A 24,439-nucleotide genomic window follows, 5' to 3' on the forward strand; every position below is an offset into this window, starting at 1 on the left:
AGTGTCGCGGCCTGTCGACAACGCGACCGGGCGGGTCGCGAAGATGCAGGTCGCGGATGCAATTTTCAGCCCGCCGGACCCGGACGGCGCCGATCGGCGGGGCCCGCCATCCGCGCGTCGTGCGCTCTGCCGACCGGGGGCGTGGGTGACTAACTGGGTGACAACCGGTGCGTCCGCACGCGGACGCTGGCGGACGTTGGCGCACTGTTCTCGTGTCCGGGACGAGATGACAGGGTCAAACTGCTGTTTGGCTCAGTTTGCAAGCAGGAAGTCAGGGGTTCGAATCCCCTAGGCTCCACCGAAAGGAAACCCAGGTCAGGGCACATACCCCGCCCTGGGTTTCGCGTCGGCGGTCACTCCGGACCGACTTGACACACCCCTGCCATCGGATGTCCGAGCCTCGGCCCACCGAGCCGCGATACTCGCCGTTACGAGCGGTTCGTCAGATCCAACACCCCGACCGTCTGGCCTCCGCTCTTCTCACCTGTGAGCCGGAACCCAAGCTTCCGATAGAAACCCTCGGGGCCGCCCTCTCCCGGCTCCCACGTGACATACATCTGCGTGCCACCGCGACGCCTGACCTCAGCGGCCACTGATCCGACGGCGAAGCGGCCGATTCCAGCGCCCTGCGCGTCGGATGTCACGTTGAGACGCCACAAGCCGGACCGGAAATCGACTCCCTTACCGTCCCAGTCGATATCGAGGAAGGCCATGAGGAAGCCCACTGGACGGTCGCCATCGAAGATGAGGCGTGGCCAAGCCACCTCCGGGTGGACGTAAGCCTCGGCCAGCGACTTCGCCACCGGAGAGACGAAGCGCTCCTGGTCGGGGCGGACTTTTACGGCGGTAGCCATCTCGATGTTGGCAGGTGTGATAGGCGCAAGGCGGAAGCTCTTAGTCATGCTGGAACCATACGGATTGCGTCGTGCTCCTCGCGCTGGGGATCGGCAACCACGAGGAGCCGCCCCGGGCGCCACGACTTGCAGGCGTTGAAGAAAGTCTGACACTGCCTGGCGCGCTTGGGCTCGCCTCTACCAGGCTGGTGAGAGTCCAGGCCTGATCACTGCCTGCTGTCCTTTCGGCAAGAAGGCCGGTGACCGACAGAAAGCCGGTTCAGGGTACGTTTCCCGGCCTGGGTTTCTCGCTTCAACCGGCTTGTTTCCGCTTCCCTGTCTGTTGCGCCGGTTGATAGCGCTTCCGCTATCAACATGTCCGCTGCAAGCTTCCGGTCGTCAGCCTGCTCTGAGGAACTGTTCGAAGGCTTCCCTGGCCAGCGCAGATACCGTCTTTCCTTCTTGGGCGGCGCGGGCCTTCGCGCGTTCTCGCAACTCCTCAGGTACGCGGAAGGAGACCCTTGGAGAGTGTGTGCTTTCGCCGCTCAGTGATGGCCGGCCGCCACGGCCGGTCGGTATGGGGACGCGGCAGAATCCGTCGGTGATCGCGCAGCCACTGGGGTGCGGGCACGTCGTCGATCATGGGTGGCGGCTCGGCCGGGCCACAAGCCATGGCACTCGCCATACAGCCTCAGGAGCCGAGGTAACGCAGGACGGCCAGGACCCGGCGGCTGTAGCCGGCGGTGTGGGAGAGCGACAGCTTGTCAAACAGTGCGTTAACGTGCTTTTCCACCGCACTCTGTGACACGTGCAGCGCCTGGGCGGTCGAGGCGTTGGTCAGGCCCTGCGCCATCAGTTCCAGCACCTCGCGCTCTCGGCCGGTCAGCCGGGCCAGGGGGTCGGCGTGGCTGGTGCGGGCCAGAAGCTGCCGCACCACTTCCGGGTCGAAGGCCGTGCCCCCGGCGCCCACCCGCTCCAGCGCGTCCAGAAAGTCGCCGACCTGCGCCACCCGGTCCTTGAGCAGGTAACCGATGCCGTCGACGTCCCCGCTCATCAGCTCAGTGGCGTACTTCTTCTCCACATACTGCGAAAGCACCAGCACCTTCACCTGCGGCCAGCGGCGCCTGATCTCCAGGGCGGCGCGCAGGCCCTCGTCGGTGTGCGTGGGCGGCATCCGCACGTCCACGACGACCGCGTCGGGCTCCCGCACCGCGACCGCCTCGACCAGCGCCTGGCCGTCGCCGACGGCGGCGAGCACCTCGTGGTCCTCCTCCTCCAGCAGCCGCACGAGACCCTCGCGCAGCAGGGTGGAGTCCTCGGCCAGGATCACGCGCATGGCAGCTGCGCAGTGATCGTGGTGGGTCCGCCGACGGGGCTGGTCACGGTGAAACGGCCGTCCAGCGCGGCCACCCGCCGCGCCAGCCCTGACAGGCCGCCGCCCGCAGGGTCCGCCCCGCCCACACCATCGTCCTGCACGCGCACGACGACCATGGTGTCATTTTCGCGAACTTCGACGGTGACCGCGGTGGCGCGGGCATGTTTGGCCGCGTTGGTCACCGCCTCGCTGACCACGAAGTACGACACCGTCTCCACCGCCATCGGCGGGCGCGCAGGCAGCTCGCACACGACCTTGACCGGGACGCTGGAACGCTCGGCCACGCCGGCCAGCGCGTCGGCGAGCCCGAGCGAGTCCAGCCCCGACGGGTAGACCCGCCAGGCCACCTCGCGCAGTTCGCCCACCGCCTGCTGTGCCTGCTCGTGTATTTGGGCGAGCAGTTCAGTCCGTCCCCGGCGTGCCCGCCCGGCCAGCATGGACAGCGCCACCAGCCGCTGCTGCAGCCCGTCGTGCAGGTCCCGTTCGATCCGGCGCCGTTCGGCATCGACGGCCACCAGCACGCCCGCGCGACTTTCGGCCAGCTCGGTGATGCGGCGGCGCAGCGCCTCGGTGGGGTCGGGGGCGAGCATGCGCTGCGCAAGCCGCCGCTCCAGCGCGTGCACGCCCACCAGACCCGACAGATTGAGGAACAACAGAACGAACCCGGCCAGTGCGGCGTAGGCGAGCAGCGGCGCGGTCGGCAGCATGCCGTCGAACGGCAGTCCCCTTCCCCACGTCCAGACCAGTGATCCGGCCGTCCCGACGCCGACGAGGAGCAGGGCGCCGACCAGGCCTCCGAGCACGCCGACCGGCAGCCTGGCCGCCACGTAACGCAACTCCTGCCCGTCAGGCCGGGCCGCACCGAGCCCCAGGACGGCGGGGTCAAGCCGCAGGCGACGGGCTTCGAGTACGGCCAGCCGCCGGGCCGCCTCCCGGACGGCGGTACGTCGGGCGAACGGCAGAGCGGGCAGCAGGAAGACGAGACCGAGCAGGGCGGTGACAGCTCCTCCAAGCACTGCCCCTAGCAGGAGCGGGCCCTTAGTCAGGGAGCGCATGCCGACCCTTTCGCCGCTCGCTCAGCCTGACCCCCAGGAAGACGAGGACGGCCAGCGCCACGACGGCGATCACCACGTTCGTCCCCACTCCGACGTAGATCTCCACAACCGACCAGTTCTCCCCGAGGAGGTAACCGGCGAGGACGAAGATCGTGTTCCAGATGAGGCTGCCGGCCGTGGTCAGCGCCGTGAAGACACTCAGCGGCATGCGTTCCACCCCGGCCGGGATCGAGATGAGGCTGCGGAAGATGGGGATCACGCGCCCGAAGAGTACGGTCTTGCGGCCGTGCTTGAGAAACCATGCCTCGGTCTTGGCGATGTCGGAGACCTTCAGCAGTGGGATCCGGGCGGCCAGGGCCAGCGTGCGCTCGCGGCCGAGCAGCGCGCCCACCCAGTACAGCGCCAGCGCGCCCACGACCGAGCCTGCTGTGGTCCAGGCCAGCACGCCCAGCAGGTCCATCTCGCCCCTGGAGGAGGCGAAGCCGGCCAGCGGCAGGATCACCTCGCTCGGGAGCGGGGGGAAGAGGTTCTCCAGCGCGATCGCCAGTCCCGCCCCCGGCGCTCCGAGGATTTCCATCAGTTCGATCAGCCAATCCGTCATGCCTCAAAGGCTATGGATGATCATGGTGGGTCTGGAATGAGGCGCATGGCCGTTTCGGGGGTGCGGAAAACCACAGGTGCTCTCGGGCGGGCGCCTCATTCCGCCGGGTGAGCGGCTCGGCCTAGCGTTCCCGGCCATGATCGGAAAGTTCTCGGACGTCTCGCGGCGGGTACTGGCCGGGCTGGCGGCCCTGCTCACCCTGGCCGCTGTGATGGTGCTGTCCGCCATGGCCGACAGCACCATGCAACCCCTGCCGGCCACCGCGCCCGGCGAGCAGTTCAGCGCCGAGCGCGCACTGGCCCATCTGAAGGAGTTCGCCGCTGAACCGCGGCCCATCGGCAGCTCGGCGAGCGACCGGGCCCGGGACTACCTGGCCGGGCAGCTGCGCGCGGCAGGGCTTCGGGTCGAGATCCAGCGCTCCGTCGGCGCCCGGCCCGCGGCGGGGCTGGCGACGTTCGGCCAGGTCGACAACATCGTGGGCCGCCTGCCCGGCACCGGCTCGACCGGCACCGTGCTCATCGCCGCCCACTACGACTCTGCGGCCATGGGACCGGGCGCCTCCGACGACGGCGCCGCGGTGGCCGCGATGATCGAGACCGTCCGGGCGCTGCGCACCCGTTCCGGCCTGCGTAACGACATCGTGCTGCTCATGTCGGACGGCGAGGAGGACGGCGTACTCGGCGCCGAGGCCTTCGTCCGCGACCACCCCCTGGGCAAGGCCGGCGGCGTGCTGCTGAACTGGGAGGCCCGCGGGGTCGGCGGCCCCTCGCTGATGTTCGAGACCTCCAGGCACAACGCCCGCCTGGTGGAGACCTTCGCGGGCGCCGTCCCCGCACCGCGCGGCGACTCCGCCATGGTGGAGCTGTATCGGTTGCTGCCCAACAACACCGACTTCACCCCGCTGACCAAGGCCGGTTTCACCGGCATGAACTTCGCCTACATCCAGCGCTCCTCGCTGTATCACACGGCGAGCGACTCCATCGCCAACCTCGACCCGGGCAGCCTGCAGCACCACGGCACCAACATGCTGGCGCTGGCGCGCGCCCTCGGTGACGCAGACCTGGGAACGACGGCCTCCGACCACGACGTCACCTACTTCCGCGCGCTCGGCACCATGATCATCTACCCGGATCAGCTCGTCTGGCCGCTGGCGGTGCTGGCCGTCATCGCGGTGGCGGGCCTGGCGGTGCTGGCCCGCGTCAGGCGGCTGCTGAGCCTGCCCCGGCTGCTGGCGGCCGCGGCCTCGGCCATGGTGCCGCTGGTGGTGTCGGCCGCCCTGGCGCAGGGGCTGTGGGAGCTGCTGGTGGCCTGGCGGCCCGCCTATGACCTGATGGGCGGGCTGCCGCACCGCCCGCAGTCGTACCAGGCGGCGATTGCGGTCCTGTGCGCACTGGCGGTGCTCGGCTGGTACCTGGTGCTGCGTCGCAGGCTCGGACCGGCGGCGCTGGCCGTCGGTGCCCTGACCTGGCTCGCCGGGCTGGGCGTGCTGTGTGCCCAGGTCGCTCCCGGGGCGTCCTTCCTGTTCACCCTGCCGACGCTGATGGGCGCGCTCGGCTGGCTGGCCGCCGTCCCGCTCCGCACGCCTACCTGGGCGCGGACGGTCACTGCGATGCTGGGCCCGATCACGGCCGCGATGCTGCTGCCGTCCCTCGCCGGGAACGTCTTCGACGGGATGGGGCTGGCGCTCGGCGGGGTGAGCGCGCTGGTGCTGGCATTGTTCGGGCTGGTCGTGGTGCCGATCACCGAACTGTTCCTGCCCGATCTCGCCTCCCGGTCCAAGCGCGCCGCCGTCCTGGCCGTGCCCCTGACGGCGCTCCTTCTCGCGACGGGGCTGGTCGCCGTCGGGTTCGTGGCAAACGACTTCGACGCCGACCGGCCGCGGCGCACGCATCTGGCGTACGTCATGGACGCCGACACCCGCACCGCCCACTGGGTCAGCGCCGACGACGCCCCCGCGCGGTGGACCGGGCAGTACGTGTCCGAGCACGACACCTCCGCGCTGCCCGCCGGGTACGCCCGGGGCACGCTGTGGACCGGTCCCGCACCGGCGATCACCACCGACGGCCCGCGAGCGACCGTACTGGCCCGTAGCGGAGACACGCTCAAACTGCACGTGACCGCCGGGAAGGGCGCGCGCTCGGTGACACTGCGGATCGACCGGCCGATCACCCATGCCACCGCATCGGCCGGCCGGTTCGGGTCGGCGAGCGTGCCCGTCACCGGCACGCGAGCCGGCACCTGGCCCTCGGAGATCCGCTTCCGCGGCATCCCCGCCCAGGGAGTCCAGATCACCGTGCGCATGCCGGAAACGGACCGGATTCGCCTCATCGCTATCGCCGAGACCGACGGGCTAAGTGCGGTGCCGGGTTTCGTCCCCAGACCTCCCAACCTGGTCGCAGCCACCAGAGAGGACGGCGACCTCGTCTCGGTCACCCGCAGCTACACCCTGGCCAGGGACTCTCAGATCCCGGAACGCTTGCCGTCCAGCTCGGGCAAGATCGCGGGATAGCTCTTGTTGCCACGTTGCCGAGGCTGCTTCCGCGCTCGCCGGGACGCGACTGCGTGGTGGGCCGGATCGCCGGCGATCCACCGTGCCGCGGACGCCATCACGCTCGAAGGACTACCCGGAATGGGCGTCGCATGTGTGGTCGGTGACCTCGGGGAAGTCCTCGACTGCGGTGTGCCTGCCGAGCAGGTGACGGTCGAGGAAGGCGGCCAGGTAGGCGCGGGTGATGCGCAGAGCCCGCTCGCCGTCCAACTCCTGCGCGGGCAGGCCGAGCTGGGGCCTGAGCACGGCGTAGTCGACGAATGCCGAGTGGTCCGTCCTCGCCACCGTGATCCACTGCTTCCAGCCCTTCAGGCCGGGCCAGAAGTCCGGCCACGAGCGGTCCTTTCCGCTGGGCGTGTGCAGCGCCTGGGTCCCGACAAGCATGAAGGGCCGCTTCAGCGACTTGACCAGCGGGTTGAAGCTGCCGTCCAGGTTGACCCCGGCCCGCACCCGTGAGTCGGACTCCATGGCCAGCGCGGCGCTGTTGCCGCCCATCGAGTGGCCCACCATGGCGATCCTCTCACGGTCGATCATTTTGCCCCAGCGGCCCCCGGCGAGTTCGTCGAGCACGAATCGCACGTCCTTCACCCGGCTCGCGGCGACCCTGGCGCCGTCCTGCCCACGCACGCACGCCAGGCAGGAGGTGGTGCGGCCGTCCGGGAACGTGGTGGCGACCGACTCGTACGTGTGCTCCACTCCTGCGACCAAATACCCCCTGCTGGCCAGGTCCTCGGCCAGTGAGGTCAAGGTGGCGCGCGGGAAGCTGAACCCCGGCGACATGACGACCAAGGGCAGGCCGCCCTTGACCGTCCGGACGGGCGCGCCGACCTTGGCGTGGGTCCTGGTTCTGGTGAGCGCGTCCGGGGCGACGTTCTCGTAGTCCTTGAGGATCGCGGCGGACTCCTGGGGCGTCACGTACGGCGCCCGCTTCCCCACGGCCTTCTTGGCCGGATACCAGAGCGAGACCAGCAGCTCTCTCTTGTCCGCCGCGGGGTTCCACGGGTCGGGACGGTCCGCGTCGACCAGGTACAGGGTGGTGGTGCCGACGGACAGGGAGCCGGTCGGCTCCGGCAGGGCCGGGTCTGCCGTGACGGCGGACCGGGCGTGGGCTTGGGCGCTGAGACCACCGAGGACGACCAGCGACACGACGGCGGCGGTAACGGTTCTACGCATGCGACCCACGTTCACGCCCTCGCCCGCCGCCCGGGATGCCCCGATCGTCGATCGGCCTTTGCTACTTTCGTCATAACACCCTTTCCGGGCCACCCCCTAGCTTGTGAACATGCGGTTCGTGTTACTCGGCGGAGGGGTGTTCGCGCTCTCGCTGCTCGTGGTGCAGGGGCAGGCCGGCGTGCCGTCGGACCTGCCGCTCCCGGTTCTGGTCGTGCTCTCCGCGGCCACGGGCGTGGCCACCTGGTGGGTGCCGCGGTCCTGGTGGCCGCTGGCCGCGGTGGGCGCCGTCGGCTACGCGTGGCTTGTCATGTGGCCGCCGCTGGTGATCTCCTCCTACTACGCGGGACTGACCCTGAGCCGGAGTCGCGGCATCGTCGCCTACCTCGGTGGCTGCCTGATCGTGTGCGGGATCTCCGCCGTCGTGGGCGCGTGCCAGGACGGCCTGCGTGAGGTGATGACCACCAACCCGGGCAACGCCCTGGTGATGGCGCTGGCGATGATCGGGCTGCCGGTGGCGGTGGGCCTTTACGTACGTGCCAAGCGCGAGGTGCTGGCGGCGGCGAGGGAGCGGGCCGAGCGGCTGGAACGCGAGCAGGTCTTGCGGGCCGAGCAGGCCAGGGCACAGGAGCGGGCCAGGATCGCCAGGGAGATGCACGACGTGGTCGCGCACCGGGTCTCGCTGATCGTGCTGCACGCCGGGGCGCTGGAGGTGCGAACGGACGACGACGAGGCGGTCCGAGTAGCCGCGCTGATCGGTGGGATCGGGCGGGAGGCGCTGGCCAACCTGCGCGACGTGCTCGGCGTGCTGCGCTCTCCGCGTTCGCCCGACCGGGAGGGCGCGCTGCGGCCGCCGCCCACGCTGACCGACCTCGACCGGCTGCTCGACCAGTCCCGCTCCCTGGGCATCACGGTGACCAGGCACGACGAGGGCGAGGTACGTCCGGTGGAGACGACGGTGGAGCGGACCGCGTACCGGGTGGTGCAGGAGGCGCTCACGAACGTGCACAAGCACGCCGGGGACGCGGGGACGGACGTGCGCATCCGCTACGGTCCTGACGTGCTGGAGGTGGAGGTGCGCAACGACGCGCCGGGCGCGCCGCGCGAGGAACTGCCGGGCGCGGGCTGGGGCCTGGTGGGCCTGCGGGAGCGGGTCGAACTGCTCGGCGGCACGCTGCGCACGAGCGCCGAGGACGGCGGCGGCTTCCTGGTGCGCGCGCGGATCCCGGCATGAGCGCGCCGCCGCACGCGAGCGGGCCTGGGAGACCCGCGTGATCCGGGTGCTGCTTGTGGACGACGAGGAGCTGGTCCGCTCCGGCCTGCGGCTGATCCTGGAGGCCGCCGGCGACATCGTGATCGCCGGCGAGGCTCGCGACGGCGCCGAGGCCGTCTCGGCCGTGCGGCGACTGCGGCCCGAGGTCGTGCTGATGGACGTGCGCATGCCGGGCGTGGACGGCCTCACCGCCGCCGCCCGGCTTCTCGCCCGGCCGGACCCACCCAAGCTCGTCATGCTCACGACGTTCGACCTGGACGAGTACGTGCACGAGGCGCTGCGTCTGGGCGCGGTCGGCTTCCTGCTCAAGGACAGCCCGCCGCGAGAGCTGGCCGCCGCGGTCCGTACGGTGGCCGGCGGACACGCCATGCTCTCCCCGTCGGTCACCAAACGCCTGCTGGCCTCCTATGTGGACCGTACCCCCTCCCGCGCCGACGCCGCGCGCAGGCAGCTCGCCGGGCTCACCGGACGGGAGGAGGAGGTGATCAGAGCCGTGGCCCGCGGCCTGTCCAACGCCGATATCGGCCGCGAGCTGCGGCTGACGGAGGGCACGGTGAAGTCACACGTCAGCCGCCTGCTGGCCAAGCTGGGCCTGGCCAACCGGGTCCAGGCCGCCATCCTGGTCCACGACGCCGACCTGGGCTGACCGGCGATCTCCGCGTCGCACGATCCGTCCCAGCACCTCGGGAGACGCTCGGCAACGCGCTGACCCGGTGGCTAGGAGCACCCTTCGAACGCTCTCCAGCCTGAGCCCCCAAGGGTGTTGCCCCCGCGGGTGCGGGGACCGTGTACAGCAGCGGGTACAGCGACGCCGCCTTACGTGATCGCACGTCTCCTGTCGGCGTCGGCCGCTTGAGCAGCGCGGGGAGCTGTCTACGTCGTGACTGGCGCCCGTTTGCAAGCAGGATGTCAGGAGTTCGAATCTCCTAGGCTCCACCAGCCGAAACGCCGCTTCCCGCACCAGGGAAAGCGGCGTTCGTGCCTTCCGTCCGCGACGAATCCCGAAGGTGATCCGTCAGCGCCAGAACGATGGCCGCCGGGATGAGGCAAGATCTCATGTGACGCCCGCCCCCAAGCGTGCCCTCGGACGGGCCATCGGAGACAGGTCAACCGATGATGCCGCTCATGAGCGGCGCTTTCACGATCTCCGGGGGCAGCACCACGCCGGTCAACCGGGCCGCGAGGAGAAGCGCTCCGGAGACCGACGACGGCGCCTTTGCGCCGGTTCCGGCTACGTCATCGGGATCAAGTCCCGCCTCCCGCATCAGGTCGTTGAGCCGATCAGGATCACTCCCATGCCGCCATTCTGGAATCTTGGGGTTGAAGTACGTGACCAGTTCCCCGTCCACCGCGTAGACGAAGTCATCGGATGCATAATCATGCCGTAGCACAGCCACGGTCACGGTCCCCGCCGACAGCGCCTGTGCCTTGTCGGCTTCGGTGCACGTCCACCCGCTCTCCTCGATGAGAACCGTCCAGTCGCCCACCCGCCCCGCGAGCACCGTCTCAGGAAAGAGGTCCTCATCTATCAACTCGTCGTAGGTGAGCGGCCGGATGCTCTCCTGGTCGGCCCCCAGCCGGCGAAGCGCCTCCACTTCGCTGACTTCATGCACGAAGGTCAGGCACCACAGATCGCCCAGCCCACCCTCTTCGGCCAGCCAGGCGACATCGTCGTAGGTAAAAGCCATCCGCGGCACCTCACCCATAGATCGTCGTGCCATCAGCGTGCCATTAAGGGCGGTGAACAGGGGGAGTCACGGGGACTCAGAGGAGGCTTGCCGCCGAGGGCAGGCACGTTTCCCGAGGTGATCAGCCCGATTCGCAAGCAGGATGTCAGGAGTTCGAATCTTCTGGGCTCCACCAGCCGAAACACTCAACGCGTGATCTCGAAAACCGGGTTCGAGCGGCTGTCTGGGTGACCAAGCCTCTTGCCTGCTCCCGAACAGGCCGTCCATCGCCGTCGCGCCCTCCTGCACGACGGGCCGGATCTGGAGACGGTGGACCGTCTCGGTGACCACGGTGTTGGCGTGGCCGACCAGTCGTGAGATGTGCTCGATGGGGACACCCGAGTCCGAGAACGGTGACGCGAAGCTGTGGCGCATCTCCCCAGGCGTCCACTCCGCGTCGACCAGCTCGGCGCCTTTGAGGATCTTCCGGAAGTCCCATCGGACGTTGCCGGCGCTCAGCGCGGTCCCGTTCTTCGTGCGGAACACCAGCCTCTCGGTTCCGCAGGATCAGCGATGTTCCGTACCTTCCCCATTAGACCTTGCCGAGCCGCTGAGACTGCCCAACCTTGGTGTCGCGGGGAACCTTGGAGCGGCTCACCGAGCTGCCGGCAGATGAGCGGTGATGCTGGACCCGAGCCGGCCAACGCGGGGTCCGGACTATACGCGGAACGCTATCCCCGGCAGGAAGACTGTTGCCGGTTCGCTGCCTAGGCGGCCGAGGTGAAGAAACGCCTGAGTTCGGCTGCCACGACCTCCGGACGGGCGGCGGGGTTTTGCTTGCTGACATCTCCCGATGCGCCGTGATCGAGCCCGGGGAACTCGATCCGTTCGACGTTGGGAATGGTCTTCTCCAGTCCGGACAGTGCGGGCTTGAGGAAGGGCAGTCCCTTGCTTCCGCCGAGCAGGAGTATTTCGGCCTGTATGTCGGCGAAACTGTCCAGGGTGTCGGCCATCTCGGCCAGGAGCACGCCCTCGTAGTGCAGGGTTGGGGCGAGTGTGCGCATGGTCGCGTCGCCTGGCTTGGCGTTCTTGTCCTCGCTCTTCGTCAGCAGACCGGTCAGCCAGGTCAACAGCCCTCGTGGCATGATGTTCATGATCGGCGGCCCAAGCCGGAGGCCGAGCATGCTGGTCACCAGCGCGGCCGCCATCTTGCCTTCGGCCATTTCCCGGTCGAAGCGGTCGATCCACCCGGTCAGCTGCGGGATGTCCTCCAGAAGCAGTGCCGGTTCGTAGACGGCGGCCTTGTGAATCGCCGGCAGCACGCGTGCCGCCTGGAGCACGGCGACGCCGCCTGCGCTGACGCCGAAGACGTAGTGGGCGCCGGTTTCACGGAGAACCGCGTCGAGGTCTTCCACTTCCTTCCGCACGCTGTAGCCGTCTCCGTATGGTCCGCTCTGGCCCCGGCCGCGACGGTCGGGAAGGTGGACGGTGAACGCGTCGGCCAACTCTTCGGCCATGGTCATGTGGCTCCTGGCCGTCTCCATGGAGCCGTGCAACAGCACGATGCCCGGGCCGTTTCCGATGGTGTTGTAAGCGATCTGGGTGCCGTCGTCGGAGGTGACGAAGCCGGTGCTGAGTTCCGCCGCCTGGGGTCGTTCATGCATGGTCATCGCAGAGTCCTTTGGAGCGCTGTTGGCCGATGGCAAAATAGTGTCAGTGCCACTAGTTGCTTGTCAACTAGTTTCACCGTCGATAACATTGGGGAATGACCACTCCTCGTACCGGCTCACCGCTCGCCCTGACCGTCCTGGCGCTGTTGCAGCACAGACCGTTGCACCCCTACGGCATCCAGCGGCTGATCAGGCAGTGGGGCAAGGACAAGGTGGTCAACGTGGGCCAGCGAACGAGCCTCTACCGGACGATCGACCGTCTCACCGCAGCCGGCCTGATCGAGGTGCGAGAGACCGAGCGCGACCAGGCATACCCGGAGAGGACGGTGTATGAGATCACCGATACGGGACGCGCCGTGGCCCGCGAGTGGTTGCTGGACATGCTGGGTACGCCCAAGCAGGAGTTCCCCGAGTTCCCGGCGGCGCTGTCCCACCTGCTGATGCTCGCCCCTGAAGAGATACGCGAAGCCCTTGAGCGGCGCGGCAGAACGCTCAGTGAAGCACTGGCCACACTGGACGCCGACATAAGCGCCGAAACCGGACGCGGCCTCCCCCGCATCACCATGCTCGAAGCCGAATATCTGCGTGCCGTCACGGCGGCTGAGTTGCAGTGGCTTCACTCGGTGATCGACGATCTGCGCAGCGGCAACCTGGCCTGGTCGGTCACTGACCTCCTGGCCTTTGCCGAAGCCCCGGAGTGAAATCCATGGACCCGCGCTTCCCAGCCGCGCGATCTGGTCCAGGTCCTGGATGACCCAGCCGGATCCAGCGAGAGCCTGGTCGATCTTCGTACGGGTCTGAGCATCGGTCAGCGGCGATCAAGACCCCTGACCCACCGGTGAGGGCACGATCTGACCATAGGACTCGAAGGTCCAGGAGGTGATGGTGCTCACTCGCCGGCGGCTACCAGGCATCGAGTCTGCCCGATCAGGCCGACCGCGCCCTCGTGGACCTGCCGTCCTTGCAGCGTGGAACCTGGCCGCGGCACGCCCGCCGCTTCCCGCCACCGACTGGTGGCTCGCCGTCGACGGGGACCGGGTCCGCGCAGCGGTGGCCGCGTCTGGGCGAGATGTCACGCTGATCGACCCGCTCGGCTCGCAGGCTCCGCCGCCTGGCCCGCTGCCCGAAGCGCTCGGCCTGGCGGCGCTACCCGTCGGCTGCCGGCCGCCGTTCAGTGGGGCCACCACCTCACTTCCACAGTACGAACCATCACTCATTCCGCGGAATATCTGTTGCCGAAGATGCAGAAGTAGGTGCGGCGCGCGGTTAGGTTTCATGGCGTAGCCGATGGAATTCGGGCCCTCGCTTCCCTTGACCGTGCGCTCCGTGGTACTGTTGTTTCAGTTGCAGTTGTGGTTCCCAAAGACTTCAAGTGCCCTCACCGGCGTTCTCTGCCGGCGGTGGCACTTTTGTATTGCCGGTGCTTTTCCGGACGGGGCAATCATCGCGGCGACGCGAGGCTCGCACAGGGCGAGCTTTATGGGCACTACCCCCTAAGGAGATGCAAAATGGCTACAGGCACAGTGAAGTGGTTCAACTCAGAAAAGGGCTTCGGCTTCATCGAGCAGGATGGCGGCGGCGCTGACGTCTTCGCCCACTACTCGAACATCGCCGCCCAGGGCTATCGTGAGCTCCAGGAAGGCCAGAAGGTGAGCTTCGACGTCACCCAGGGCCAGAAGGGGCCGCAGGCGGAGAACATCGTTCCCGCCTGACGCTGAGCACTCGCAGATGGGGCCCGCGCCTTAGGGTGCGGGCCCCATCGCGTTGCTCCGTGGTATTCGATGTGCCGTGACCGTCTCACGAACGGCGAGCACGGCATGTCCGCTCCTCCGCCGCGCGGCGGATGGACCATCAATGGCTCGGTCCGGACTCAGATCCGCTCCAGCCCCTCTGACCCGGCATCTCAGCCGCCATTCTAATCGGCGATTGCCGACCATTCCGACGCACTGGACCAGGCTGTTTTCCGCCCGGCTCGATTCGTCTTTTCTCCGGCTCGTGCTCGCTATTCTTTGTGCCGCTCATCGCGCCGAGAATCACTTGATACGTGCCGCATCGAGGAAGGTTCCGTATGAACCGTGCAACTCGTACGCACGACCGCTACTCCCCCGCCCGTGCGGGCGGCTCTGCCAATCTCGGCAGGGGTGGCCGAGCCGGCTCGCCGGCTCCGCGCCGTTCGGGCGCCCCCAGCCGTTCCGGTGGCTACGGGCGGCGACCCGCCGCGCTTCAGGGGGAGTTCGCACTGCCGGTCACCGTTACCCCGGCCCTGCCCGCAGCCGCGACATTCGCTGAACTGAACATGCCGCTCGCGCTGCTGAAGGTGCTCACCAGTCTGGGAATGCATGAACCGTTCCCGATCCAGGCGGCGACGCTGCCGAACTCCCTGGCCGGCCGGGACGTCCTGGGGAGGGGGCGCACGGGATCAGGCAAGACTCTCGCCTTCGGCCTGGCTTTGCTCGTCCGCATCTCCGGACAGCGTGCCGAGCCGCGGCAGCCGCTGGCCCTGATCCTCGTCCCCACTCGGGAATTGGCCCAACAGGTCACCGACGCACTCACTCCGTACGCCCGGTCACTGAAGTTGCGGCTGGCCACGGTCGTCGGCGGCATGTCGATCGGCCGGCAGGCGAACGCGCTGCGCGGCGGTGCCGAGGTCGTCGTTGCGACCCCCGGACGGCTGAGGGATCTCATCGAGCGCGGTGACTGCCGCCTGGACCGGGTCGGAATCACCGTGCTGGACGAGGCCGACCAGATGGCCGACATGGGGTTCATGCCTCAGGTCACCGCCCTGCTCGACCAAGTGCGCCCGGAGGGCCAGCGAATGCTGTTCTCCGCCACTCTGGACCGCAACGTCGACCTGCTGGTCCGCCGCTATCTGACCGACCCGGTGGTCCATTCGGTCGACCCCTCGGCGGGCGCGGTCACCACGATGGAGCACCACGTGCTGCACGTCGAGGGCGCCGACAAGCAGGCGACCACTGTGGAGATCGCTGCTCGCGACGGCCGGGTGATCATGTTTCTGGACACCAAGCACGCCGTGGATCGACTCACCGAACACCTACTGAACAGCGGCGTACGCGCCGCGGCGCTGCACGGGGGCAAGTCCCAGCCCCAGCGCACCCGCACTCTCGCCGAGTTCAAGACCGGTCACGTCACGGTGCTGGTGGCGACCAACGTCGCGGCCCGCGGCATCCACGTCGACAACCTCGACCTCGTCGTCAACGTCGACCCGCCGAGCGACCACAAGGACTACCTGCACCGCGGCGGCCGCACCGCCCGCGCCGGCGAGTCCGGCAGCGTCGTCACCCTGGTCCTGCCGAACCAACGCCGCGACGTGAGCCGCCTGATGGCCGACGCCGGTATCGCCCCACAGACCAGCCAGGTCCGCTCCGGCGAGGCCGAACTGCGACGTATCACGGGCGCCCAGGCTCCCTCAGGAATCCCCGTGGCCATCACCGCACCGGTGGTGAAGCGCCGAGCGGGGCGGAGCGGCCGACGATCCTGGTAGCAGTGGCGACCGCCCGGCGGATCAGGACGTCGGAGACCAACCCAGACCGCGCCGAAGAAGTTGACGCGAACTGGGCGAGGAAGCCCGATTTTGGTGCGTTTGACCACACGGGCGCAAGGACGCGGGCGCGTTCGTGACGACGGGCGGCCCCAAGAAGCCCAGGTCAGGACTGGATCTCCCAACCTGGGTCTCTTACTTTCCCGGACTCGTCTCGTCCTTCGTGCCCGTGCCGCTTCCGTCTCAGCAGGGCTGCGCCTGCGGTGTTCAGGCCCACGCCCCAGATCAGCAGGATGACGAACCACTGCGTCCATGTCAGCGGGTTCATCTGGCCGGAAAGCAGGTTCCGGGCGGTGGCGTAGGGAGTGAGCCACGCCTGGGCGGGCTGCAGGACCTCGATGCCGCCGAGCACCACCCACAGGCCCATCGGCAACACGATGGTGCCGAGACACGCGACCACGGGCGATCGCAGCAGCAGGCCCAGCCCGGTGCCGACCAGTTGGGCGTCGATCTGGAGCAGAACGCTGCCCACGGTGACGATTCCCATGTTGAGCCACGGATCCGCGCCAGAACCGGACGTAGCGATCGCGAGCGTCAGGGCGCAGACCAAGATCCCGAATACGCCGACAGCGGCTGCCAGCACCATCGCGGCCAGCAAGGACGGGATGAGGTGGGCTCTATGGGGTGCTTTGCGCAGGTCGCCGGTCAGCAGCGCGCCGAGGAAGGGCGCTGGGGCCGACATCAGGAGTTGCACTGTCTCTGTGAGTGCGGCGAACCCTTTGCCTGCGGGAGGCGCCGTCATGCTCAGCCCCACGGCCGTCAACAGGCCCGCCAGCAGGGTGCTCGTGATCAACCACTGCCGGGGCCGTGTCCCGACGGAGCGGCGAAGCGCGGCGCCGGTCGCCTTGCCCAGGCTGGTGTACGCACCGTCACTGTTCACCGCGCACCGTCTCCAAGGCTCGCCTCCTGGTTCGTCCCTTCCGTCATGATCTCCTGTGCGATCGACAAAGTCACCCGTTGATGGCGGCCATGGGCGAACTCCGGTGGGCCTGCGTCCGCGTTGCGTGAAGTCCTTGTCCTAGGGGCGGAACACCGGGCCCGGTGAGTCCGCAAGGGGCTGCGCGAGTTTTGCCTCGGATGGGAGAGTGCTGGGCGTTCCCTGGCGTGGCAGCTACGGCCTCGTGGTCCGGAGTCGCCCTACCCGTGGGTAGTGTGACCTATGGGTTGATATCCCGACCACGGAGAGGAACATCCATGGTCGACAAGTGGGAAGTCAAGCGCGGGCTGGCCGAAGCGATCAACGACCACGACGTGCATCGGCTGCTCGATTTCTTCGCCGAGGATGCCATCATCGTCTCTCCCGTGGGCCTGGCGGAGGGACACGACCAGATCGCGTGGCTCTATGAGCAATTGTTCAAGGGATTTCCGGACCTCCATCTGACGGTGTGGTACGAGGCCACCGGCACCGACAACCCCCTGATGGTCGAATGGACGGAGACCGGCACGCACAGCGGACCGTTTCTGCTGCCCGACGGGCGGGAACTGGAAGCGACCGGCCGCCGCATCACTCTGCGGGGGACCTGCGCCTCGTTCATCGAGAATGGAAAGGTCGTCACGCACCGGGAGTACTTCGATCAATTGGAGCTGTACACACAGCTCGGCCTGCGCCTGTCAGGGGACGATCCGGCCCCCACGTGCCCCGGCGGCGAATCGCCCGAAGGTCCCTAGGAGCATCCCGAACGAACACCCCGTGCCGACCGTCTCGAGGGTTTCACGCCGGCCGATGTCCTGCCTCGCCGGTTCCTCGCACTGGACGCTCCACCCCGGCGTTCTCGATCTCGAACCGCTCGCGGGTGGGTCCGGCGGCGTCAAGGGCTGGTCGGCGGGGCGACGACCAGCTCGGTCTCCGGGTCGTGGTCGATGTGCGGAGGACCGGCGACGATCATGGTCGCTCGGCCCCACGGCTGTTCTCGCAGGAGGAACGGCAGTTCCTCCAGCAGCCAGTTCGCCACGTGCTCCAGCTGTTCGGGGGAGTCACCGTCGCGGACGACCAGCAAGCGCTCCTGCTCGTCGAGGTCACCCTGCATCCACACCGAGGCGTCCAACCACGGGGCGAGCTCTTCGCGGATGATGCCGGTGCCCTCGACCCAGATGAAGTCGGCACCGGCGGGGATGGTGATCGACCCCGGCCGGTCGTGGGTGGTCCAGGCGTCAGGGCGGAAGTCCACCGCCTCACCCCGGTGCAGAGGCCGCAGGATGTTCTCGGCGAGCACGTCACCCCAGTCGAAGTAGGCGTGGTTCCAGGCGACGTCGTCGGTGTGCACGATGGCGGAGTTGGGCACCACGTCGCGCAGCCGCTCGGCCAGGGTCGTCTTGCCGGCGCCGCCCCGGCCGTCGATCGCGATCACCCGCGGGCGTCCGGTGACGCCGGGTGACGCGTCGCGCAGCTGCCGGACGGCGTCGAGCACGGTCGTCACCCGCCAGCCGGCGGCCTCGGTCTCGCCTGGATGTAGATGCATCGACAACCTGTCTCCGAAAGGTGAGGACGCGAGTGCGGCCCGCGCGGACGGGCCGCCGGTCGTCTGACCCTATCGACGTGATCGGCGGACGGTGACGGCGTTCGGACGGTAGTTCGGCCATCGGCGCGACGGTGTGCGTTCGGCACGCCTGTCCAGCACGCCTGTCCAGCGCCGATCGGCGGACTCCGGCGCCATTTCGTCACTGGTCGCATTCGTCGCGGTGGACGTCGCTGGGCGGTTCGCCGGTCGTGAGCCGTCGCTGGGCTCAGGTGGGGCGCTCACACCCCCTCACCGGAACGAACCCGCGTAACGGTTCACGCTCCGGCAGGCGAAAAGCTCACCGTTTGCGGGCGAGCAGTTGCACCGCTCGCGCCGGGTGGCCGTTCATCGTGGCGACGAGGGTCTGACGCTCTTCGACGAGATCGAACGCGGGCAGGAGGGCGTGCAGTTCGGCCACGTCATGGTGTCGCACCACCGCGCCGTCGTCGGTGGCGAACACTCCGTAGGGGGTGTGGAACCGCTGGGCGTAGGCGGCGTAGCGGTCCCGGTTCCGCTCGTCGTCCTGCAGCACCATGTCGCTGATGTAGAGGAGCCCGCCGGATGCGAGGACGCGCGTAAGTTCGGCGATGAGCGCCCGCTGTGCGTCGTCGTCGGGAACGCACGTCAGCACCGCGAACAACAGCACGACGTCGAAGCCCGCCGGCGGGTACGGCAGGCTCGGTGGGGATTCCAGCACTGCGAGGCGCAGGTCAGGGTGCGACCGGCGGCCCCGCTCGATCAGAGCGGCGGACAGGTCCACTCCCGATACGTCGGAGAAGCCATGGCGGCCCAGCTCGGCCATGACACGGCCGTAGCCGCAGCCGTAGTCCAGGATTCGAGCATCGCGGCCCGCGGTCGCCAGCCAGCCGAGATCGACGGGGTGGGTGAACGTCTTCTCGGCGCCCACGGTGTCCCAGTACGTGACCTGACGACCGAGATCCTCCATGAAGCCACAGTAATGGCACATCTCGATCGCCCCATGGGCGTCGATCCGGTTAACCGTTTCCCCGCGGCCACCGGCATGCCTCATATTGGGTGAGCGGTTCGGGTCGGCGGGAAAGGGCCAAACGATGACCATGCTCGTTCACATCACCCCCGCCAAGAACGTGCGCGCCATACGGCGCGGCGGCATCCGCGCGCAGAGCCTGGCCGACGCTTCGCAGACGGGGGTCTACTGCCTGCCCGTGATGCCCTCCTACCAGCTCACGCATCAGTGGGTCCGGGAGCTACGGCGAGGCGGGCAACGCACCCTGATGGCGGTGCACTTCCGCGTCCCCGACGGCGAAGAGGTGTCCGTCGGTCACTATGGCTCCCCCCGGGTGCACGTCAGCAGTGCCGAGGCCGCCGCTCTGGTGACGGAACTGGAGGACCCCCGCGGGTACGAGGTGATCATTGCTCGGTCGATCGCGGCGAAGGAGATCCACCGGATCCGGCGGGTGAACCAGGTGACGGGGTGGCGGTACTCGCCCGACGCGCACGGCACCCGTCCGTGCCCATTCTGCGACCCCGGAGGGTACGGAGCCTCCAAGATCCGCAAGGCCTTCGATGAGGAGTAGGGCGCACCGCCGGCCGGCGGTGCCCGGGGCTAGGCTCGGGCCATGCCGTTGACCGCCAACGACGTCGACCGGTTCGAGGTGTCAAGGCCGCGCCTGGAGGCCATCGCGTACCGCCTTCTCGGCTCCGCCGGGGAGGCGGAGGACGCCGTGCAGGAGACGTTCCTGCGCTGGCAGGCCGCCGATGTCGGCCGCATCGAGGTGCCCGAGGCCTGGCTGACGAAGGTCCTCACCAACCTGTGCCTCAACCAGCTCACCTCCGCGCGGGCGCGCCGCGAGACCTATGTGGGCACCTGGCTTCCCGAGCCGCTGCTCGCCGGAGACCCGATGCTCGGCCCGGCCGACACCGCCGAGCAGCGCGAATCGGTCTCGTACGCGGTTCTCACCCTCATGGAGCGGCTCTCCCCCAGCGAGCGTGCGGTGTACGTGCTGCGGGAGGCCTTCGAATACCCGCACCGGGAGATCGCCGAGATCCTCGACATCACCGAGGCCGCCAGCCAGCAGATCTTCCACCGCGCCAAGAAGCACGTCGCGGACGGCAAGCCCCGCACCGCGATCGACGAGGCAGCCGCCCGGCGGATCGTCGAGGAGTTCCTGGCCGCCGCCGTAAGCGGCCAGACCGAGCGGCTCGTGCGCCTGCTCACCGAGGACGCCGTCTCGATCGGCGACGGCGGCGGAAAGGTCCCGGCCCGCGTCAAGGTGATCGAGGGCGCTGTCGCGGTCGCGAAGTTCCTGCGGGGCCTGCTCGCACCCGGCGAGGCGAAGCGCCAGATCATCGGCGGCGCGCCCGAGCTCTATGCCTGGACCGCCAACGGCGGCCCCGCCGTCGTGGCCGTCGTGGACGGCCGGGTCGTCGGCATCGTATGCCTTGAGGTCGTCGCCGAGAGCATCGCCGCGTTGCGCAACCAGGTCAACCCCGACAAGCTCGAACGCGCGACCGCGCGCTGGGCGGCCGCGGACCACGGGGAGCCTCTGGGCCACGCCTTCTGATGCCTGTGTGAGGTGCTTCACATCGAGTTCCTGTCAGGAAACGGCGGGCCGCCCGGTTCAAGTGGCAAACCCGTGCGAGACAGGAGCAGGGAATGCGGCACCACATCGTCGTCCTCGGAGCCGGATACACCGGAGCCACCGTCGCCGGCCGCCTCGCCAGGCGGCTCCGCCGCGAGGAGGTCGCCATCACCCTCGTCAACGCCGAGCCTGATTTCGTCGAACGCGTCCGCCTGCATCAACTCGTGGCCGGCCAGGACCTCAAGCCCCGGCCGTTCAGCGAGATGTTCGCGGGCACCGGCGTCCAGCTGAGGCTCGCGAAGGTCACCGGCGTCGACGTCGAGCGCAGGACCGTCGCCGTCATCGACGCGAACGGCGCCGGACAAGCCGAAGAGATCGCCTACGACACGCTCGTCTACGCCCTCGGCAGTGGCTGGAACGCCCAAGGCGTCCCCGGGACCGCCGAACACGCCTACGAGATCGCCGGCCGCCAGGGAGCACTCCGGCTGCGCGAGCGCCTGGCCGGCCTCGACGCCGGGCGGACGGTGGTGGTCGTCGGCGGCGGGCTCACCGGTGTGGAGGCCGCGACCGAGATCGCCGAGGCCCGCCCGGACCTCGATGTCGCCCTCGCCGCCCGCGGCGCCCTCGGCGACTGGCTCTCGCCCAAGGGCCGCGCGCACCTGCGGAAGGTCTTCGGCGATCTCGGAATCACCGTGCACGAACACGCGACCGTCACCGGCGTCGAAGCCGACCGCGTCGTCACCGCCGACGGCAGGGCCGTCCCGGCCGCGGTCACCGTGTGGACCACGGGCTTCGCGGTCCACCCGATCGCGGAGGCGACCGCCCTGGAGGTCGCCGGCACCGGCCAGATCGTGGTCGACGGGACCATGCGCTCGGTCTCGCACCCGGAGGTGTACGCCATCGGCGACGCGGCCATGGTGATGGGCCCCGGCGACAAGCCGCTGCGGATGTCGTGCGCCTCGGGAATCCCGGTCGCGTGGCAGGCCGCCGGCGCGATCACGGCACGCCTGACCGGCGGCAAACTGCCGGACGCCCAGATCCGCTACTTCAACCAGTGCATCTCCCTGGGCCGCAAGGAGGGCCTGATCCAGTACGTCACCGCCGACGACCGCGCCGTGAGCGCGGCCCTGACCGGACGGTTCGCCGCCGTGTACAAGGAACTGGTCTGCAAGGGCGCGGCCTGGGGCGTCGCCAACCCGACGTTCGGGCTGCCGGCCCGGCGCCGCCGCGTCACGCGGGAGCGGGTCGCGAGGGGCTCGGCCGTCAAGACGCCGGCGTAGAGCGAAGCGGGCGCTCTCGACGTGAGGGCGCCCGCTTCGCGCCGGTCCACGCGGCGACGATCGCCGGGGAGGTCCCCGGCCGGTCCGCATCCGGCCTGATGCCCAGGCGTGGGCTCCGGGAAGCCGAGCGGTGGACGACGTACGCTCGAGACATGGCCGAACGCAGGAAGAACGACGTCACACAGGACATGCTCGCCGCCTGGGCGAGAGGTACCCGCGCTGCCATGGCGCCGTTCCTGCAACGAGAGCAGGAAGCGGCCGAAGCGGAGCAGAAGCGGAGTGAGGCTTCGCGGCCGAACGTGATGACCGCCGACGACTAGCGGCGCGCAGCCGGCCCGCTCCCGGCCGGCGGGCCGTCCGGCTCTCACCGCCGGGCGTCACGTCCCCGCGGAGGCGCGGGGCGTCGCGTGATGTGCCGCCCGGTGGTGATCATGCGGTGGCGAGGGGGCATGAGGGCCGCGGTACGGGAGCGTCTCGCTGTAGACGATGTTGGTGGTGGTGCTGCCGAACTGCGCGAGCTCGTCCATCACCTTCTCCAGGTGGGCCATGGAGGTGGCGGCGACCTTCAGCGTGTAGCAGTCGTCGCCGGTGGTGCGCAGGCACTCCAGGATCTCCATGCGCTCGCCGAGCAGCCGGTGCAGCGGCTCGTGACGGTTGCCCGGGTACTTGAGCCGCACCACGGAGAGCACGGCGTATCCGACCTTCGCGAGGTCGACGGTCGCGCGGTAACCGCTGATGACGCCGGCCGACTCCAGCCGCCGCACCCGCTCGGTCGTCGCGGAGGCGCTGAGGCTCACCCGCCGGGCCAGCTCGGTGAGCGGTACGCGGCCGTCGCGCTGCAGCTCGGCCAGGATGGACCAGTCCGTGGCGTCAAGACTCTCGGCCATTCGCCGAATATACCGCTGGATCCTCGGCCGAACCGGCCGCAAGCAGGTGATCATGTCTTCCGCATGGACTGATCGGCTGACTAGCCTGGACCGGTGAAACTAGGCGTCAACGTTCCGAATTTCGGGCCGGGCACCCGGCCCGCCGTGCTGCGCGGCTGGGCGGAAACGATGGAGGAACTCGGGTTCGACCTGCTCATGGTCTCCGACCACATCGTGGTGACCCCCGACGTCGCCGAGCAGTATCCGGCGCCGTTCTACGAGCCCTTCACCACACTGTCCTGGCTCGCGGGGATCACCACCAGGATCAGGCTCGGCACCACGGTGCTCATCGTGCCCTACCGCCATCCGCTGCTCACCGCCCGCATGGCGGCCAACCTCCAGCGGTTCAGCGAGGGACGACTGGTCCTCGGCGTGGGCGTGGGCTGGGCGCGGCAGGAGTTCGAGGCGCTCGGCGTGCCGTACGGGCGGCGCGGGGCGCTGACCGACGAGCACCTGCGGACGATGCGCTCGGCTTGGCAGGACGAGGAGGACTACCAGGCCGGGCACATCCCGATCTGGGTCGGTGGCGGCAGCGACGCCGCCCTCCGCAGGGCGGTGCTCCTCGGCGACGCGTGGCACCCGCTGCGCTTCACCCTCCCGTGGCTGGGAGAGCGGACGGAGCGGCTGGCCGCCGTCGCGGCGGACCTGGGGCGCCCCGTCCCCGCGCTGGCCCCGCGCATCCTGCTGCGGCTCACCGGCACCCCGGTGACGGGCGAGGAGCGCCGGGCGGGCGAGGGCACCCTCGACCAGATCATGGACGACCTGGAACGGCTGCGTCAGCTGGGCGCCGAGACCGTCGTCCTCGACCCCTTCAGCGGCGACCCCGACGAGACGAACGATCCAGAGGCGGCATGGCGCATGCTCGCGGCAGTGGCCGCCGCCCATGAGAAATCGGAGCACCCATGACACAGGACGACGAGAAGTTCCTCCGCAGGGCCATCGAGCTGGCCGCCACGGCCCGGGAGGGCGGGAACCCGCCGTTCGGCTCGCTGCTGGTGGGCCCGGACGGCGCGGTGCTCGCCGAGGAGCGCAACACATCGCTCACAGAGTCCGACATCACCGCCCACCCCGAGCTGAAGCTCGCCCGCTGGGCCGCCCGCGAGCTCGACCCGGCCACCGCGGCCGCCACCACCATGTACACGAGCTGCCAGCCGTGCGGCATGTGCGCGGGTGGCATCGAGCGCTCAGGGCTCGGCCGAGTCCTCTTCGCGCTCTCCACCGAACAGCTCGGCACGCTGAAGCCGCCGGCCGGTCCGCCGTCCTTCCGCCAGGAGGGGCCGGCGCTTTTCGACGAGGCCCGCGTCCCCATCGAGGGCTACTACGTCTGACCCGTGCCGAGCGCGGCCGCGCAGCCCGGGCCCTTCCCATGGTCGATCATGAGGTCCCTCGTCCTCGATCGGTAGCGCGTACGGGCCCGGGGGTG

General features: G+C 69.3%; 25 protein-coding genes. 13 read left to right on the top strand and 12 right to left on the bottom strand.

From position 1 onward, the window contains the following. Positions 1-428 precede the first annotated feature (428 nt). The 4 genes from ACFO60_RS09065 to ACFO60_RS09080 all read right to left on the bottom strand — a co-directional run bounded on the left by ACFO60_RS09065 (position 429) and on the right by ACFO60_RS09080 (position 3,864). Positions 429-902, bottom strand: a complete 474-nt coding sequence (locus tag ACFO60_RS09065; RefSeq protein WP_380839067.1) for a GNAT family N-acetyltransferase — start codon at positions 900-902, stop codon at positions 429-431. Between the two features lie 622 nt (positions 903-1,524). Beyond that, the gene (locus ACFO60_RS09070) at positions 1,525-2,169 is read right to left on the bottom strand and encodes a response regulator (RefSeq protein WP_380839068.1); all 645 of its coding nucleotides are present in this window, start codon (positions 2,167-2,169) and stop codon (positions 1,525-1,527) included. Continuing rightward, a complete protein-coding gene (locus ACFO60_RS09075) occupies positions 2,160-3,224 on the bottom strand; it encodes a sensor histidine kinase (protein ID WP_380839070.1) in 1,065 nt (354 codons plus the stop codon). The genes ACFO60_RS09070 and ACFO60_RS09075 overlap by 10 nt, the downstream gene beginning before the upstream one ends. A gap of 22 nt (positions 3,225-3,246) precedes the next feature. Then, a complete protein-coding gene (locus tag ACFO60_RS09080) occupies positions 3,247-3,864 on the bottom strand; it encodes a DedA family protein (RefSeq protein WP_380839072.1) in 618 nt (205 codons plus the stop codon). A gap of 136 nt (positions 3,865-4,000) precedes the next feature. Here ACFO60_RS09080 and ACFO60_RS09085 point away from each other — a divergent pair, with 136 nt between their 5' ends. After that, on the top strand, positions 4,001-6,373 hold the full coding sequence (locus ACFO60_RS09085) for a M28 family peptidase (protein WP_380839073.1): 2,373 nt from the start codon (positions 4,001-4,003) through the stop codon (positions 6,371-6,373). 111 nt (positions 6,374-6,484) lie between these two features. Here the strand turns inward: ACFO60_RS09085 and ACFO60_RS09090 are convergent, their stop codons facing one another. Then, positions 6,485-7,585 carry an alpha/beta hydrolase family protein gene (locus tag ACFO60_RS09090; protein ID WP_380839075.1) on the bottom strand — a complete coding sequence of 367 codons (1,101 nt, stop codon included), beginning with the start codon at positions 7,583-7,585 and terminating at the stop codon, positions 6,485-6,487. 109 nt (positions 7,586-7,694) lie between these two features. Between ACFO60_RS09090 and ACFO60_RS09095 the strand changes: the two genes are divergently transcribed. Together ACFO60_RS09095 and ACFO60_RS09100 are read left to right on the top strand one after the other, a co-directional pair. Beyond that, entirely contained in the window at positions 7,695-8,816 is a 1,122-nt protein-coding gene (locus ACFO60_RS09095) for a sensor histidine kinase (protein WP_380839077.1), read from the top strand. Between the two features lie 37 nt (positions 8,817-8,853). Next, positions 8,854-9,501, top strand: coding sequence for a response regulator (locus ACFO60_RS09100; protein ID WP_380839079.1), 648 nt, complete (start codon positions 8,854-8,856; stop codon positions 9,499-9,501). Between the two features lie 460 nt (positions 9,502-9,961). On the opposite strand, the gene ACFO60_RS09105 is transcribed toward ACFO60_RS09100, so the two are convergent. From ACFO60_RS09105 to ACFO60_RS09115, 3 genes are all read right to left on the bottom strand, one after another. Then, positions 9,962-10,543, bottom strand: coding sequence for a DUF6461 domain-containing protein (locus ACFO60_RS09105; RefSeq protein ID WP_380839081.1), 582 nt, complete (start codon positions 10,541-10,543; stop codon positions 9,962-9,964). Between the two features lie 66 nt (positions 10,544-10,609). Next, on the bottom strand, positions 10,610-11,068 hold the full coding sequence (locus tag ACFO60_RS09110; RefSeq protein ID WP_380839083.1) for a tyrosine-type recombinase/integrase: 459 nt from the start codon (positions 11,066-11,068) through the stop codon (positions 10,610-10,612). Positions 11,069-11,289: 221 nt separating this feature from the next. Next, positions 11,290-12,192 (bottom strand): alpha/beta fold hydrolase, encoded by a 903-nt coding sequence (locus ACFO60_RS09115; protein WP_380839085.1) that lies wholly within the window; start codon positions 12,190-12,192, stop codon positions 11,290-11,292. Between the two features lie 95 nt (positions 12,193-12,287). Between ACFO60_RS09115 and ACFO60_RS09120 the strand changes: the two genes are divergently transcribed. From ACFO60_RS09120 to ACFO60_RS09130, 3 genes are all read left to right on the top strand, one after another. After that, positions 12,288-12,893, top strand: a complete 606-nt coding sequence (locus ACFO60_RS09120) for a PadR family transcriptional regulator (RefSeq protein WP_380839086.1) — start codon at positions 12,288-12,290, stop codon at positions 12,891-12,893. A gap of 807 nt (positions 12,894-13,700) precedes the next feature. Continuing rightward, entirely contained in the window at positions 13,701-13,904 is a 204-nt protein-coding gene (locus ACFO60_RS09125) for a cold-shock protein (protein WP_068904148.1), read from the top strand. Positions 13,905-14,260: 356 nt separating this feature from the next. After that, positions 14,261-15,694 carry a DEAD/DEAH box helicase gene (locus ACFO60_RS09130; protein WP_380839089.1) on the top strand — a complete coding sequence of 478 codons (1,434 nt, stop codon included), beginning with the start codon at positions 14,261-14,263 and terminating at the stop codon, positions 15,692-15,694. A gap of 163 nt (positions 15,695-15,857) precedes the next feature. Here the strand turns inward: ACFO60_RS09130 and ACFO60_RS09135 are convergent, their stop codons facing one another. Next, complete coding sequence (locus ACFO60_RS09135; protein ID WP_380839091.1) at positions 15,858-16,631, bottom strand: hypothetical protein; 774 nt, start codon at positions 16,629-16,631, stop codon at positions 15,858-15,860. Positions 16,632-16,945: 314 nt separating this feature from the next. On the opposite strand from ACFO60_RS09135, the gene ACFO60_RS09140 reads away from it, so the two are divergent. Further along, positions 16,946-17,419 (top strand): ester cyclase, encoded by a 474-nt coding sequence (locus tag ACFO60_RS09140; protein WP_380839093.1) that lies wholly within the window; start codon positions 16,946-16,948, stop codon positions 17,417-17,419. 140 nt (positions 17,420-17,559) lie between these two features. On the opposite strand, the gene ACFO60_RS09145 is transcribed toward ACFO60_RS09140, so the two are convergent. Both ACFO60_RS09145 and ACFO60_RS09150 read right to left on the bottom strand, forming a co-directional pair. Next, positions 17,560-18,210, bottom strand: a complete 651-nt coding sequence (locus tag ACFO60_RS09145) for a uridine kinase family protein (RefSeq protein ID WP_380839095.1) — start codon at positions 18,208-18,210, stop codon at positions 17,560-17,562. A gap of 337 nt (positions 18,211-18,547) precedes the next feature. Next, the gene (locus ACFO60_RS09150) at positions 18,548-19,195 is read right to left on the bottom strand and encodes a class I SAM-dependent methyltransferase (RefSeq protein ID WP_380839096.1); all 648 of its coding nucleotides are present in this window, start codon (positions 19,193-19,195) and stop codon (positions 18,548-18,550) included. 124 nt (positions 19,196-19,319) lie between these two features. Between ACFO60_RS09150 and ACFO60_RS09155 the strand changes: the two genes are divergently transcribed. From ACFO60_RS09155 to ACFO60_RS09170, 4 genes are all read left to right on the top strand, one after another. Then, positions 19,320-19,805 carry a hypothetical protein gene (locus tag ACFO60_RS09155; protein WP_380839097.1) on the top strand — a complete coding sequence of 162 codons (486 nt, stop codon included), beginning with the start codon at positions 19,320-19,322 and terminating at the stop codon, positions 19,803-19,805. A 42-nt stretch (positions 19,806-19,847) separates the two neighbouring features. Continuing rightward, on the top strand, positions 19,848-20,792 hold the full coding sequence (sigJ, locus tag ACFO60_RS09160; protein WP_380839099.1) for an RNA polymerase sigma factor SigJ: 945 nt from the start codon (positions 19,848-19,850) through the stop codon (positions 20,790-20,792). A gap of 92 nt (positions 20,793-20,884) precedes the next feature. Then, positions 20,885-22,090 (top strand): NAD(P)/FAD-dependent oxidoreductase, encoded by a 1,206-nt coding sequence (locus ACFO60_RS09165; protein ID WP_380839100.1) that lies wholly within the window; start codon positions 20,885-20,887, stop codon positions 22,088-22,090. Between the two features lie 152 nt (positions 22,091-22,242). Next, positions 22,243-22,410, top strand: coding sequence for a hypothetical protein (locus ACFO60_RS09170; RefSeq protein ID WP_380839102.1), 168 nt, complete (start codon positions 22,243-22,245; stop codon positions 22,408-22,410). A gap of 57 nt (positions 22,411-22,467) precedes the next feature. On the opposite strand, the gene ACFO60_RS09175 is transcribed toward ACFO60_RS09170, so the two are convergent. Further along, entirely contained in the window at positions 22,468-22,977 is a 510-nt protein-coding gene (locus ACFO60_RS09175; protein WP_380839103.1) for an Lrp/AsnC family transcriptional regulator, read from the bottom strand. 93 nt (positions 22,978-23,070) lie between these two features. Here ACFO60_RS09175 and ACFO60_RS09180 point away from each other — a divergent pair, with 93 nt between their 5' ends. Further along, the gene (locus ACFO60_RS09180) at positions 23,071-23,922 is read left to right on the top strand and encodes a TIGR03619 family F420-dependent LLM class oxidoreductase (protein WP_380839105.1); all 852 of its coding nucleotides are present in this window, start codon (positions 23,071-23,073) and stop codon (positions 23,920-23,922) included. Then, entirely contained in the window at positions 23,919-24,344 is a 426-nt protein-coding gene (locus ACFO60_RS09185) for a nucleoside deaminase (protein WP_380839107.1), read from the top strand. The genes ACFO60_RS09180 and ACFO60_RS09185 overlap by 4 nt, the downstream gene beginning before the upstream one ends. Positions 24,345-24,439: the final 95 nt, after the last annotated feature.

Origin of the sequence: Sphaerisporangium dianthi (assembly GCF_042654065.1) — a bacterium.
GTDB lineage: Bacteria > Actinomycetota > Actinomycetes > Streptosporangiales > Streptosporangiaceae > Sphaerisporangium > Sphaerisporangium dianthi.